This window comes from Streptomyces sp. NPDC015131 (assembly GCF_043079975.1).
Classification (GTDB): Bacteria; Actinomycetota; Actinomycetes; order Streptomycetales; family Streptomycetaceae; genus Streptomyces.
In genome coordinates this window covers 133,567-147,050 of sequence record NZ_JBIBVB010000009.1, presented here as the reverse complement: position 1 = coordinate 147,050, position 13,484 = coordinate 133,567, and the positions used below count along the sequence as shown (strand labels likewise).

Annotated in this window: 12 protein-coding genes; 11 read left to right on the top strand and 1 reads right to left on the bottom strand. The window is 72.9% G+C overall.

From position 1 onward, the window contains the following. The first annotated feature begins 112 nt into the window (after positions 1 to 112). From ACF08D_RS30475 to ftsH, 5 genes are all read left to right on the top strand, one after another. On the top strand, positions 113 to 1,549 hold the full coding sequence (locus tag ACF08D_RS30475; RefSeq protein ID WP_392227318.1) for an ammonium transporter: 1,437 nt from the start codon (positions 113 to 115) through the stop codon (positions 1,547 to 1,549). Continuing rightward, complete coding sequence (locus ACF08D_RS30470; RefSeq protein ID WP_392227316.1) at positions 1,546 to 1,884, top strand: P-II family nitrogen regulator; 339 nt, start codon at positions 1,546 to 1,548, stop codon at positions 1,882 to 1,884. The genes ACF08D_RS30475 and ACF08D_RS30470 overlap by 4 nt, the downstream gene beginning before the upstream one ends. Positions 1,885 to 1,953: 69 nt before the next feature. Further along, positions 1,954 to 4,569: a [protein-PII] uridylyltransferase gene (locus ACF08D_RS30465; RefSeq protein WP_392227314.1), complete on the top strand. Its 2,616-nt coding sequence runs from the start codon at positions 1,954 to 1,956 to the stop codon at positions 4,567 to 4,569. 83 nt (positions 4,570 to 4,652) lie between these two features. Then, entirely contained in the window at positions 4,653 to 6,203 is a 1,551-nt protein-coding gene (gene ffh, locus ACF08D_RS30460) for a signal recognition particle protein (protein WP_392227312.1), read from the top strand. Positions 6,204 to 6,716: 513 nt separating this feature from the next. Next, positions 6,717 to 8,603, top strand: a complete 1,887-nt coding sequence (gene ftsH / locus ACF08D_RS30455) for an ATP-dependent zinc metalloprotease FtsH (protein ID WP_392227310.1) — start codon at positions 6,717 to 6,719, stop codon at positions 8,601 to 8,603. A 4-nt stretch (positions 8,604 to 8,607) separates the two neighbouring features. On the opposite strand, the gene ACF08D_RS30450 is transcribed toward ftsH, so the two are convergent. After that, the gene (locus ACF08D_RS30450) at positions 8,608 to 9,468 is read right to left on the bottom strand and encodes a methyltransferase domain-containing protein (RefSeq protein WP_392227308.1); all 861 of its coding nucleotides are present in this window, start codon (positions 9,466 to 9,468) and stop codon (positions 8,608 to 8,610) included. Positions 9,469 to 10,021: 553 nt separating this feature from the next. On the opposite strand from ACF08D_RS30450, the gene ACF08D_RS30445 reads away from it, so the two are divergent. The 6 genes from ACF08D_RS30445 to rplS all read left to right on the top strand — a co-directional run bounded on the left by ACF08D_RS30445 (position 10,022) and on the right by rplS (position 13,437). Continuing rightward, complete coding sequence (locus tag ACF08D_RS30445) at positions 10,022 to 10,615, top strand: hypothetical protein (protein ID WP_392227306.1); 594 nt, start codon at positions 10,022 to 10,024, stop codon at positions 10,613 to 10,615. A gap of 155 nt (positions 10,616 to 10,770) precedes the next feature. Further along, on the top strand, positions 10,771 to 11,220 hold the full coding sequence (rpsP, locus tag ACF08D_RS30440) for a 30S ribosomal protein S16 (RefSeq protein WP_392227304.1): 450 nt from the start codon (positions 10,771 to 10,773) through the stop codon (positions 11,218 to 11,220). A 2-nt stretch (positions 11,221 to 11,222) separates the two neighbouring features. Further along, positions 11,223 to 11,462, top strand: a complete 240-nt coding sequence (locus tag ACF08D_RS30435) for an RNA-binding protein (RefSeq protein ID WP_030206382.1) — start codon at positions 11,223 to 11,225, stop codon at positions 11,460 to 11,462. Between the two features lie 123 nt (positions 11,463 to 11,585). After that, the gene (gene rimM / locus ACF08D_RS30430; protein WP_392227302.1) at positions 11,586 to 12,134 is read left to right on the top strand and encodes a ribosome maturation factor RimM; all 549 of its coding nucleotides are present in this window, start codon (positions 11,586 to 11,588) and stop codon (positions 12,132 to 12,134) included. Further along, entirely contained in the window at positions 12,134 to 12,955 is an 822-nt protein-coding gene (gene trmD, locus ACF08D_RS30425; RefSeq protein ID WP_392227300.1) for a tRNA (guanosine(37)-N1)-methyltransferase TrmD, read from the top strand. The genes rimM and trmD overlap by 1 nt, the downstream gene beginning before the upstream one ends. Positions 12,956 to 13,086: 131 nt before the next feature. Further along, positions 13,087 to 13,437 carry a 50S ribosomal protein L19 gene (gene rplS / locus ACF08D_RS30420; RefSeq protein ID WP_392227298.1) on the top strand — a complete coding sequence of 117 codons (351 nt, stop codon included), beginning with the start codon at positions 13,087 to 13,089 and terminating at the stop codon, positions 13,435 to 13,437. Positions 13,438 to 13,484 lie beyond the last annotated feature (47 nt).

Below are 13,484 nucleotides of genomic sequence, written 5' to 3'. Positions count from 1 at the left end.
CGCTGCGCGAATCTCTGGCTCATAACCGGCCACCCCTCATGGCCACGCCAGCCGGCCGCGCGAGCCCCGGCTCGGCCCCCGCACCGGCCGTACCGACGACGAGGAGACGCCGATGCCCCAAGGCATCACGACCCTTGCCGCAGACGCACCCGCGCTGTCTGCCGCCAACACCGGGTTCATGCTCATCTGCTCCGCCCTGGTGATGCTGATGACACCGGCCCTCGCCTTCTTCTACGGAGGCATGGTCCGGGTGAAATCCACCCTCAACATGCTGATGATGAGCTTCATCAGCCTGGGGATCGTCACGATCCTCTGGGTCCTCTACGGCTTCAGCATCGCCTTCGGCACCGACTCGGGATCCCTCATCGGCTGGTCGTCCGACTACGTCGGCCTCAGCGGCATCGGGATCACCGAACTGTGGGACGGCTACACCGTCCCCGTGTACGTCTTCGCCGTCTTCCAGCTGATGTTCGCGATCATCACCCCCGCGCTGATCAGCGGCGCCCTCGCCGACCGGGTGAAGTTCACCGCCTGGGCGCTCTTCGTCGCCCTCTGGGCCACCGTCGTCTACTTCCCCGTCGCCCACTGGGTATGGGGCTCCGGCGGCTGGCTCTTCGAGATGGGCGTCATCGACTTCGCGGGCGGCACCGCCGTCCACATCAACGCCGGCGCCGCCGCCCTCGGCGTGATCCTCGTCATCGGCAAGCGCGTCGGCTTCAAGAAGGACCCGATGCGCCCGCACAGCCTCCCGCTGGTGATGCTCGGCGCCGGGCTCCTCTGGTTCGGCTGGTTCGGCTTCAACGCCGGCTCCTGGCTCGGCAACGACGACGGCGTCGGCGCGGTGATGTTCGTCAACACCCAGGTCGCCACCGCCGCCGCGATGCTCGCCTGGCTCGCGTACGAGAAGATCCGCCACGGCGCCTTCACCACCCTCGGCGCCGCCTCCGGCGCCGTCGCCGGCCTCGTCGCCATCACCCCCGCCGGCGGCTCCTGCTCCCCGCTCGGCGCCATCGCCATCGGCGCGATCGCCGGCCTGCTGTGCGCCATGGCCGTCGGCCTGAAGTACCGCTTCGGCTACGACGACTCCCTCGACGTCATCGGCGTCCACCTCGTCGGCGGGGTCATCGGCTCCCTCCTCGTCGGCTTCTTCGCCACCGGCGGCGTCCAGTCCGACGCCAAGGGCCTCTTCTACGGCGGCGGCCTGGAGCAGCTCGGCAAGCAGGCGACCGGCGTCGTCGCCGTCTTCGCCTACTCCCTCGTCGCCTCCGCCCTCCTCGCCCTCGTCATCGACAAGACCATGGGCATGCGGGTCAGCGAGGACGACGAGGTCCGGGGCATCGACCAGGTCGAGCACGCCGAGACCGCGTACGACTTCAGCGGCGCCGGCGGCGGCGCCGGATCCCGCAGGACCCTCACCGGCGCCCTTCCCCCGGTCGGCGACGACACGGCGGACACCGCGCGGGCGGGGAACGAGAAAGCGCCCGGCAGTGACGCGCCCGGCACGAAGGCGCCCGGCGGCAAGGCGACGGACAAGAAGGTGGACGCATGAAGCTCATCACCGCGGTGGTCAAGCCGCACCGGCTCGACGAGATCAAGGAGGCCCTCCAGGCGTTCGGCGTCCAGGGCCTGACCGTCACCGAAGCCAGCGGATACGGACGCCAGCGCGGCCACACCGAGGTCTACCGGGGCGCCGAGTACACCGTCGACCTCGTCCCCAAGGTCCGCATCGAGGTGCTTGTCGAGGACGAGGACGCCGAACAGCTCATCGACCTGGTCGTCAAGGCCGCCCGTACCGGCAAGATCGGGGACGGGAAGGTGTGGAGCGTCCCCGTCGACACCGCCGTACGCGTCCGCACCGGCGAGCGCGGCCCCGACGCACTGTAAGCGGCCATACGCCGCCTGTAAGCGGCCATACGCCGCCAGCGTTCCGACGCACCGTAAAGGAGCCCTTGGGTGACGAGCACCGAAGTGACCGGCGAGGACTCGGGACCCGGCGACCACGCGGCGGCCCGGCTGCGCCTCCTGACCGAGGAGGCGCGGTCCGGGCCGCCGCGCCGCGCCGCCCTCGCCCGCCTCACCGACACCTGGCTGGCCGCCCTCCACACCGCCGCCGCCCCGCCCCGCGGCACCGCCCTCGTCGCCGTCGGCGGCTACGGGCGCGGCGAACTGTCCCCCCGCAGCGACCTCGACCTGCTCCTCCTGCACGACGGCACCGCCGAACCCGCCGCCGTCGCCGCCCTCGCCGACCGCCTCTGGTACCCCGTCTGGGACCAGGGCCTCGCCCTCGACCACTCCGTCCGCACCCCCGCCGAGGCCCGCAAGGCCGCCGCCGACGACCTCAAGGTCCAGCTCGGCCTCCTCGACGCCCGCACCGTCGCCGGCGACGCCGGACTCGTCACCGCCCTGCGCAGCACCGTCCTCGCCGACTGGCGCAACCACGCCCCCCGCCGCCTCCCCGAACTCGGCGAACTCTGCCGCGAACGCGCCGAACGCCACGGCGAACTCCGCTTCCTCCTCGAACCCGACCTCAAGGAGGCCCGCGGCGGACTGCGCGACGCCACCGCCCTGCGCGCCGTCGCCGCCTCCTGGCTCGCCGACGCCCCCCGCGAAGGGCTCGCCGAGGCCCGCCGCACCCTCCTCGACACCCGCGACGCCCTCCACCTCGTCACCGGCCGCGCCACCGACCGCCTCGCCCTCCAGGAACAGGACCAGGTCGCCGGCGCCCTCGGCGTCCTCGGCCCCGACGCCCTGCTCCGCCAGGTCTACGAGGCCGCGCACACCCTCACGTACGCCTCCGACGTCACCTGGCGCGAGGTCGGCCGCGTCCTGCGCGCCCGCTCCGCCCGCCCCCGGCTGCGCGCCATGCTCGCCGGCGGCAGGGCCCGGCCCGAACGCGCCCCGCTCGCCGACGGCGTCGTCGAGATGGACGGCGAGGCCGTCCTCGCCCGCACCGCCCGCCCCGACCGCGACCCCGTCCTCCCGCTCCGCGCCGCCGCCGCCGCGGCCCAGCACGGCCTGCCCCTCTCCCCGCACGCCGTACGCCGCCTCGCCACCGCCGCCGCGCCCCTGCCCACCCCCTGGCCCGCCGCGGCCCGCGAGGAACTCGTCACCCTCCTCGGCGCGGGCGAGCCCACCGTCCCCGTCTGGGAAGCCCTGGAGTCGGAGGGCCTCGTCACCCGCCTCCTGCCCGACTGGGAGCGCGTCCACTGCCGCCCCCAGCGCAACCCCGTCCACACCTGGACCGTCGACCGGCACCTCGTCGAGACCGCCGTACGCGCCGCCGCTCTCACCCGCCGCGTCGGCCGCCCCGACCTCCTCCTGGTCGCCGCCCTCCTCCACGACATCGGCAAGGGATGGCCCGGCGACCACTCGGTGGCCGGCGAGACCATCGCCCGCGACACCGCCGCCCGGATCGGCTTCGGCCGCCGGGACGCGGACGTCGTCGCCACCCTCGTACGCCACCACCTGCTGCTCATCGACACCGCCACCCGCCGCGACCTCGACGACCCGGCGACCGTCGAAGCCGTCGCCGCCACCGTCGGCTCCACCTCCACCCTGGAACTCCTGCACGCCCTCACCGAGGCCGACGCCCTCGCCACCGGCCCCGCCGCCTGGTCCTCCTGGCGCGCCTCGCTCGTCGCCGACCTCGTCAAACGGGTCGCGGCCGTCCTCGCCGGCGACACCCCGCCCGCCGCCCCCTCGGCCCCCGGCATCGAGGAGGAACGTCTCGCCGTCGAGGCGCTGCGCACCGGCGAGGCCGTCCTGGCGCTGCGTACGGAGCAGGCGGGCCACGCCGACTCGCCGGAGCCCGCACCGGAGCCGGTGGGCGCCGAGCTGCTGATCGCCCTGCCGGACCGGCCGGGCGTCCTGCCCGCCGTCGCCGGGGTCCTCGCCCTGCACCGGCTCACCGTCCGCTCCGCCGACCTGCGCGCCGTCGGTGCGGGGGAGTGGGGTGGGGCCGGGGTCGGGGCCGGGGCCGGTTCTGGGGGGTCCGGGGGGTCCGGGGTGGGGGAGGTCGGTGTGGGGCTGCCGGCCGGTTCCGGGGAGGCCGGTGTGGGGGAGGTGGCCGGTTTCGGGGAGGCCGGTGTGGGGGAGGCGGCTGGGGCCGGTTCTGGGTTCGGTACCGCATCGGTGCTCGTCCTCAACTGGCGCGTCGCGGCCGAGTACGGCTCGCTGCCCCAGGCCGCCCGGCTCCGCGCGGACCTGCTCCGGGCCCTCGACGGGTCCCTGGACATCCGCGCCCGCCTCAGGGAGCGCGAGGCGGCCTACCCCCGGCGGCGAGGCGCGGCGGCGCCCCCGCCCCGGGTCACGGTCGCACCCGCCGGCTCCGCGCGGGCCACCGTCATCGAGGTCCGCGCCCAGGACGCCCCCGGGCTCCTGCACCGCATCGGGCTCGCCCTCGAAACGGCCGCCGTACGGGTCCGCAGCGCCCATGTCTCGACGCTGGGCGCCAACGCGGTCGACGCGTTCTACGTCACCGGCGCCTCGGGGGCCCCGCTGCCCCCGGAGGAGGCCGCCGATCTCGCCCGTACGCTGGAGTCCGGCCTCCGCGAGCACCGCGACCGGTAGCGGGCAGACCACAGCCGGGCCGGGCGGATACCCTGGGGGACGACCATCCGCCTGCCCCCGACACCCGAGGATCCGCGACCGCCGTGTTCGACACCCTCTCCGACCGCCTTGCAGCGACTTTCAAGAACCTCCGGGGCAAGGGGCGCCTGTCCGAGGCGGACATCGACGCCACCGCCCGCGAGATCCGCATCGCCCTGCTCGAGGCCGACGTCGCGCTGCCCGTCGTCCGGGCCTTCATCAAGCAGGTCAAGGAGCGGGCGCTCGGGGCCGAGGTCTCGCAGGCGCTGAACCCCGCCCAGCAGGTCATCAAGATCGTCAACGAGGAGCTCATCGGCATCCTCGGCGGCGAGACCCGCCGGCTGCGGTTCGCCAAGACCGCCCCGACGGTGATCATGCTCGCCGGTCTCCAGGGTGCCGGTAAGACCACCCTCGCCGGAAAGCTCGGCCTCTGGCTCAAGGGCCAGGGCCACTCGCCGCTGCTCGTCGCCTGCGACCTCCAGCGCCCCAACGCCGTCAACCAGCTGTCGGTCGTCGCCGACCGGGCGGGCGTCGGCGTGTACGCGCCGGAGCCGGGCAACGGTGTCGGTGACCCGGTCCAGGTCGCCAAGGACTCCATCGAGTACGCGCGCACCAAGCAGTACGACATCGTCATCGTCGACACCGCCGGCCGCCTCGGCATCGACCAGGAGCTGATGCAGCAGGCCGCGGACATCCGCGACGCCGTCAGCCCCGACGAGGTCCTCTTCGTCGTCGACGCCATGATCGGTCAGGACGCCGTCAACACGGCCGAGGCCTTCCGCGACGGCGTCGGCTTCGACGGCGTGGTGCTGTCCAAGCTCGACGGCGACGCCCGCGGTGGTGCCGCCCTGTCGATCGCGCACGTCACCGGCCGCCAGATCATGTTCGCCTCCAACGGCGAGAAGCTGGACGACTTCGACGCGTTCCACCCGGACCGCATGGCGTCCCGCATCCTCGGCATGGGCGACGTGCTCTCGCTGATCGAGAAGGCCGAGCAGACCTTCAGCCAGGAAGAGGCCGCCAAGATGGCCTCCAAGCTGGCGAGCAGCAAGGGCAAGGACTTCACGCTCGACGACTTCCTGGCCCAGATGGAGCAGGTCCGGAAGATGGGCTCCATCTCCAAGCTGCTCGGCATGCTCCCCGGCATGGCCCAGATGAAGGACCAGATCAACAACATCGACGAGCGGGACGTCGACCGCACCGCCGCGATCATCAAGTCGATGACGCCGGGTGAGCGCCAGGACCCGACGATCATCAACGGCTCGCGCCGGGCGCGTATCGCCCGCGGTTCCGGTGTCGACGTCAGCGCGGTCAAGTCGCTGGTGGAGCGGTTCTTCGAGGCGCGGAAGATGATGTCCCGCATGGCGCAGGGCGGCGGGATGCCCGGGATGCCGGGCATCCCGGGCATGGGCGGTGGGCCCGGCCGGCAGAAGAAGCAGCAGAAGCAGGCCAAGGGCAAGCGCAAGAGCGGCAACCCGATGAAGCGCAAGGCCGAGGAGCAGGCCGCCGCGGCCCGCCGCGAACAGGCCCAGCAGGGCGGCGCGTTCGGCCTCCCGGCGGGCGAGCCGGGCAAGGACTTCGAGCTCCCGGACGAGTTCAAGAAGTTCATGGGCTGAGGCAGAGAGCGCGGGCGGCGCGCCAGCCGGTGCGGGCGGCGCCCCCCACCCGTTGTGGGCAATCGTCCCGCAGGGCGATGGGGGAGGGCGGGCACAACGGTGCCGGTGCGGCGCGTCCCTCCCCCGTTGTGGGCAGTCGTCCCGCAGGGCGATGGGGGTCCCCCCTGCTCGAGCGAAGCCGAGAGCTTGGGGGAGGGTGGGCACAACGGGTGCCACCCGGGGCGGTGCCCCTTGCGAAGGGTGCCCACGAGGGCGGTGCCCTCGGAACCTGCCGGTGGGTGGGGGTGTAGCCCCTCCGGGCTCACCTCCTCGCGGTCGGCGGGTTGCCCTACCGGTCGGGTGACCGTGCGACGCCGCCAACCGCTGCGGGGGCGACCCTGCACGGCCCCACCCCGGCCGTCGGCCGACTGCGGGACAGTGGGTGGTGGGCACGGGCGCTCCGGGGGGTGGAGGCACCGCGCCCGACGGGGTGTCCGGTATGCCCCCGACGCCCCGCTTGCGCATGATGGCCTCGTGGCCAATTCCGTACCCCCGCGCGACCGCACCGACCAGCCCTGGCGTTCCGAGGGCGCACCGCCGCCCCCGCCCCCGCGCCGCAGGATGCCCGGCAACTGGGTCTGGCTCCTCCTCGCCGCGCTCGCCGTCTTCGGCCTGACCAACCTCGCCCTGGCGTACTTCGACGACGGCGACGGACGGACCCTCTCGTACACCGACTTCAGCCGCGAGGTCGCCGACGGCAACGTCGCCAAGATCTACTCCAAGGGCGACGCCATCGAGGGCGAGCTGAAGAACAAAAACCGCTTCACCACCCAGCGGCCCGCCTTCGCCGACGACGACCTGTGGGCCGAGCTGACCCGGCAGAAGGTCACCGTGACGGCGGAACCGGTCGTCGAGCGGCCCAGCCTCCTCGCCAACCTGCTGCTCTCGCTCGCGCCGATCCTGCTGCTCCTCGCCCTCTGGCTGATCATCGCCCGGCGGATGCGGGGAGGCGGGTTCGGCGCCGGGGGCATGCTGGGCCGCAAGGCCCCGCCCAAACCCGTCGAGCTGGAGGCCCACCAGCGGACCACGTTCGCGGACGTCGCGGGGATCGACGAGGTGGAGGGCGAGCTGAACGACGTCGTCGACTTCCTGAAGAACCCGCAGGCGTACCGCCGGATGGGCGCCAAGATGCCGCGCGGCGTCCTGCTGGCGGGCCCGCCCGGCACCGGCAAGACGCTGCTGGCGCGGGCCGTGGCCGGTGAGGCGGGCGTGCCGTTCTTCTCGGCGTCCGCCTCCGAGTTCATCGAGATGATCGTGGGCGTCGGCGCGTCACGCGTACGGGAGCTGTTCAACGAGGCCCGCAAGGTCGCCCCCGCGATCATCTTCATCGACGAGATCGACACCATCGGCCGCGCCCGGGGCGGCGGCGCCGCCGTCGGCGGGCACGACGAGCGCGAGCAGACCCTGAACCAGATCCTCACCGAGATGGACGGCTTCTCCGGCTCCGAGGGCGTCATCGTCATCGCCGCCACCAACCGCGCCGACGTCCTCGACCCCGCGCTGACCCGGCCCGGCCGGTTCGACCGGATCGTCCACGTCAGCCCGCCCGACCGGGGCGGCCGGGAGGCCATCCTCCGCATCCACACCCGGGACATCCCGCTCGCCAAGGACGTCGACCTCGTCCAGGTCGCCCGTACGACACCCGGCATGACCGGCGCCGAACTGGCCAACCTCGCCAACGAGGCCGCCCTCCTCGCGGTCAAGCGGCGCCGGCACGAGGTCACCCGCGCCGACCTGTCCGAGGCGCTGGAGAAGGTCCAGCTCGGGGCGGAACGCGCGCTCGTCATGCCGCTGGAGGAGCGGCGCCGTACCGCGTACCACGAGAGCGGCCACGCGCTGCTCGGCATGCTGCAGCCCGGCGCCGACCCGGTCCGCAAGGTCACCATCGTTCCGCGCGGCCGGGCCCTGGGCGTCACCCTGTCGACGCCGGACGCCGACAAGTACGCGTACACCGAGGACTACCTGCGCGGCCGGATCATCGGCGCGCTCGGCGGTATGGCGGCCGAGCAGGTCGTGTTCGGCGTCATCACCACCGGCTCGGAGAACGACCTGGAGCAGGTCAGCAACATCGCGCGCGGCATGGCGGGCCGCTGGGGCATGAGCGAGCGGGTCGGACGGCTCAGCGCCATCCCCGGCGACGCCCAGCAGGCGTACGGGCTGTCGGCCGCGCCCGCGACCCTCGACACCGTCGCCGAGGAGATGCGCCGCATCGTCGACGAGTGCTACGAGAGCGCCTGCCGGCAGCTCCAGGAGCACCGCGCCCGGCTGGACGCCCTGGCGGCGGCGCTCCTGGAGAACGAGACGCTGGAGGAGGAAGAGGCGTACCGGACCGCCGGCGTGCCCCGCCTCGGCAAGGAATGACCCGTCAGGGGGTCCGGGCGACCAGGTAGCGGAACACGTTGGGCATCCACACCGTCCCGTCGTGCCGGACATGGGGGTGGAGCGCCTCGATGATCTCCTTCTCCACCGTCGCCTGGTCCGACGCGGCCACCGCCGGGTCGAACAGCCCGGTCGACAGCAGCCCGCGCACCGCGCTCTCCATGTCCGCGTACCCGAAGGGGCACGCCACCCGGCCCGAGCCGTCCGGCCGCAGCCCGGCCCGCGCGGCCACCTCCTCCAGGTCGTCCCGGAGGGCCGGACGCCAGGTCGCGCCCGAGCGCAGCCGCTCGGTCAGCCGGCCCGCCACCCGAAGGACCGCCGAGGTGGCGCACCGCTCCGGCGGGCCCCAGCCGGCCAGGACCACCGCGCTCCCGCGCTCCGCCAGAGGCACCGCCTCCGCGAGCGCGGGCGCCAGCCCGTCCGAGTCGCCCGCGGTGCAGCCGATCGGCTGGAAGGCCGTGACCAGGTTGTACGCCGGACGGGTGGGGTCACCGGCGTCGGAGGGCCCGCCGTACAGCAGGCGCGTGTCACCGCGGTGCGCCGCGCCGTGCCCGTCCGTGCCGGGCAGCAGCCGCTCACGGGCGAGGTCCACGCGCGCGTGGTCGGTGTCGACACCCGTCACCTGGGCCCCGCGGGCGGCGGCCATCAGCAGGGCGAGGCCCGAGCCGCAGCCGAGGCCCAGGAGCCGCGTTCCGGTACCGACCTCCAGGTGCTGGTACACCGCCTCGTACAGCGGGACCAGCATCCGTTCCTGGATCTCCGCCCAGTCGCGGGCTCGGCCGGGCGCGTCCGAAGCCGGAGGCGCGGAGGCCGGGTGGGGGTGGTGCTGGACGAGCATAGGTGTCATCGAAAGCGCCCCAATCCGCCGAGAGGTCCATCTGTGCGTCTCTGCCCTGATTGACAGCCCCCGTGTGCGTGCGCTCGCACTCCCCGTAGCCAGGGAACTCCGCATCCGGCCCCGGTGTCCAGGGGTCGGGGAGCAATGCTTGCGTGCCCCGGTCGTGCGCCCCCGAGCGCGGCGCGAACCACCTCCATAGTGGGGGCGGTCGGTGAATCCCGCCATGCCAGAAGGCGCATTCCGGCCGAACGCCCGCCGTGACCCGGGCGTACGCCGGCCGGGGGCGCACGACCGGGGCGGTGCCGCGCCCCGGGCGCGGTCCCGGTACTGTCGCCCCCGGGCCCGTCGTACGCCCCCGAACCGGCACCGGCGCGCGGGGCCGTGCTCGCGCCGGGGCGTACGCGCCGCTACGTACCACCTTGTTGCGAGCTGTGCGGCTTCTGTGCAGATCAGCGCAGTGGGCCGCTGTCGCGGCACAACACCGCCAACTGACGGGTACGTGCAAATTATTTGGGATGCCCCGGAATGGAACCCGGGGGCACTCCGGCTCGTTGTTCACGACGTGAGCACGACACCACCTGTTCTCGCCGCAGAGCTGGCACAGGCGTGGGCCGACATTCAGCGGCACCACCCCGAGCTGCCCGATCTCGCCGCGCCCGAATCCCTGATCGGAGAGTCGTCGTCCGCGTGTGGCGCCGAGCTCTCCTTCGAACGACTCCTCCACGAGGCGGTCCACGGCATCGCCGCCGCCCGGGGCGTCCGCGACACCTCGCGCGCCGGCCGCTACCACAACCGCAGATTCCTGGCGATCGCCGAGGAGATGGGCCTCGACCACTCCGAGGAGCCGCACCCCAGCAGCGGCTTCTCACTGGTCACGCTCAGCCCCGAGGCCAAGCGCCGCTACCGCCCGACGATCGAGCGGCTCCAGCGCGCCCTCAAGGCGCACCTGGCCGCCACGACGGCGGACACCAAGCGCTCCTTCCGCGGGCCGGCCGCCCGGCACGGCTCCTCCGGCGGCGGCGTACGGGTCAAGGCCGTCTGCGACTGCGGTCGCAACGTCCGGGTGGTGCCGTCGGTCCTCGCCCAGGCGCCCATCGTCTGCGGCGGCTGCGGCAAGCCCTTCCGCATCCCGGAAGCGGTGGCCGCGGCAGGCTGACCCCGCGTGGTGTGGCACAATGGCTAGCTGTACTCGACAGTCGAACAGGACCCCTCTCTCCTCCGGCTGACGCGTCCATCGGGCACTCGAGTACCGCAACCCCACGCGGCATCCCGTCGTGCCCAACCACGTCAAGACCAGGAGACACCACACCCGTGGCAGTCAAGATCAAGCTGAAGCGTCTGGGCAAGATCCGTTCGCCTCACTACCGCATCGTCGTCGCCGACTCCCGTACCCGCCGTGACGGCCGGGCCATCGAGGAGATCGGTCTGTACCACCCGGTGCAGAACCCGTCGCGCATCGAGGTCGACTCGGAGCGCGCCCAGTACTGGCTGTCCGTCGGCGCCCAGCCGACCGAGCCGGTCCTCGCCATCCTGAAGCTCACCGGCGACTGGCAGAAGGTGAAGGGCCTCCCGGCCCCCGAGAAGCCGCTGCTCGCCCCGGCGACCAAGGAAGAGAAGCGTCGCACCTTCGACGAGTTCGCCAAGGCGCTCGAGGGTGACGACAACAAGGGTGAGGCCATCACCCCGAAGGCCAAGAAGGCCGACAAGAAGGCGGACGAGGCCGAGACCGAGGCCGCCTCCACCGAGTCGACCGAGGCCTGAGCATGCTCGAGGAGGCTCTCGAGCACCTCGTGAAGGGCATCGTCGACAACCCCGACGACGTGCAGGTCGCCTCGCGCAACCTGCGCCGCGGGCGCGTGCTGGAAGTCCGGGTCCACCCGGAGGACCTCGGCAAGGTGATCGGCCGCAACGGCCGCACCGCTCGCGCCCTGCGGACCGTCGTGGGTGCCATCGGCGGCCGGGGCATCCGGGTCGACCTCGTCGACGTGGACCAGGTTCGCTGAGCCAAGTTGGCAGTAGTTGCTTGAATGCGCCGGCGCGGGCCGGGGAGGGCTTCGGCCCACCCCGGCCCGTCGTCGTACCGGCACAGGAAGCCGTACAGGCACAGGAACAGGAGAGATGAGGACGTGCAGCTGGTAGTCGCACGGATCGGCCGCGCCCACGGCATCAAGGGCGAGGTCACCGTCGAGGTGCGCACCGACGAGCCCGAACTGCGGCTCGCGCCCGGTGCCGTACTGGCCACCGACCCGGCCTCCGCCGGACCGCTGACCATCGAGACCGGCCGGGTCCACAGCGGCCGGCTGCTGCTGCGCTTCGCGGGCGTGCACGACCGCAACGCCGCCGAGGCGCTGCGCAACACCCTGCTCATCGCCGACGTCGACCCCGACGAGCGCCCCGACGAGCCCGACGAGTACTACGACCACCAGCTCCTCGACCTGGACGTCGTCCTCGCCGACGGCACCACCGTCGGCCGCATCACCGAGATCTCCCACCTGCCCTCGCAGGACCTGTTCGTCGTGGAACGCCCCGACGGCACCGAAGTCATGATCCCCTTCGTCGAGGAGATCGTCGCCGACATCGACCTCCACGAGCAGAAGGCCGTGATCACCCCGCCGCCCGGCCTGATCGACGACCGCGCCGAGATCGCCGGCTCTCGCGAGGAGGACGGAGCCTGATGCGGCTCGACGTCGTCACGATCTTCCCCGAGTACCTGGAACCCCTGAACGTCTCCCTCGTCGGCAAGGCCCGCGCCCGCGGCCGCCTCGACGTCCACGTCCACGACCTCCGGCAGTGGACCTACGACCGGCACAACACCGTCGACGACACCCCCTACGGCGGCGGCCCCGGCATGGTCATGAAGACCGAGCCCTGGGGCGACGCCCTGGACGACGTCATCGCCTCCGGGTACGAGAACGGCGCCCACGGCCCCGTCGTCGTCGTCCCCACCCCCAGCGGCCGGCCCTTCACCCAGGAACTCGCCGTCGAACTCTCCGAGCGCCCCTGGCTGATCTTCACGCCCGCCCGCTACGAGGGCATCGACCGCCGCGTCATGGACGAGTACGCCACCCGGCTCCCCGTCTACGAGGTCTCCATCGGCGACTACGTCCTGGCCGGCGGCGAGGCCGCCGTCCTCGTCGTCACCGAAGCCGTGGCCCGGCTGCTGCCCGGCGTCCTCGGCAACGCCGAGTCCCACCGCGACGACTCCTTCGCCCCCGGCGCCATGGCCAACCTCCTGGAAGGCCCCGTCTACACCAAGCCGCCCGAGTGGCGCGGCCACGGCATCCCCGACGTACTCCTCAGCGGGCACCACGGCAAGATCGCCCGCTGGCGCCGGGACGAGGCGCTGCGGCGCACCGCCGCCCACCGCCCCGACCTCATCGAGCGCTGCGACGCCGCCGCCTTCGACAAGAAGGACCGCGAAACCCTCTCCCTGCTGGGCTGGGCCCCGGAACCCGGTGGCCGATTTTGGCGCAGGCCGCAGGACGTGGAAGAATAGGCCGCTGCTGTACGTCCGGCGTGCGCCCCTGCCACAGGGGGACACGACGCCCGTCCGACGCGATCAGCACCCTTCATCTCATCTCGACGTACCGCTGATGACCTGTGGCATCAGCGAGGAAGCAGACACACATGTCGCACGTGCTCGACGCCGTCAACTCCGCCTCCCTGCGGACCGACGTCCCGGCCTTCCGTCCCGGTGACACCGTGAACGTCCACGTTCGCGTCATCGAGGGCAACCGCTCGCGTATCCAGCAGTTCAAGGGTGTCGTCATCCGCCGCCAGGGTTCCGGCATCAGCGAGACCTTCACCGTCCGCAAGGTGTCCTTCTCCGTCGGCGTCGAGCGCACCTTCCCCGTGCACAGCCCGATCTTCGAGAAGATCGAGCTCGTGACCCGCGGTGACGTCCGCCGCGCCAAGCTCTACTACCTGCGCGAGCTGCGCGGCAAGGCCGCGAAGATCAAGGAGAAGCGCGACAACTGAGCCCCGGCTCACCCCCGTCGCGCCGCGACTTCGGAACCGACCGCCAC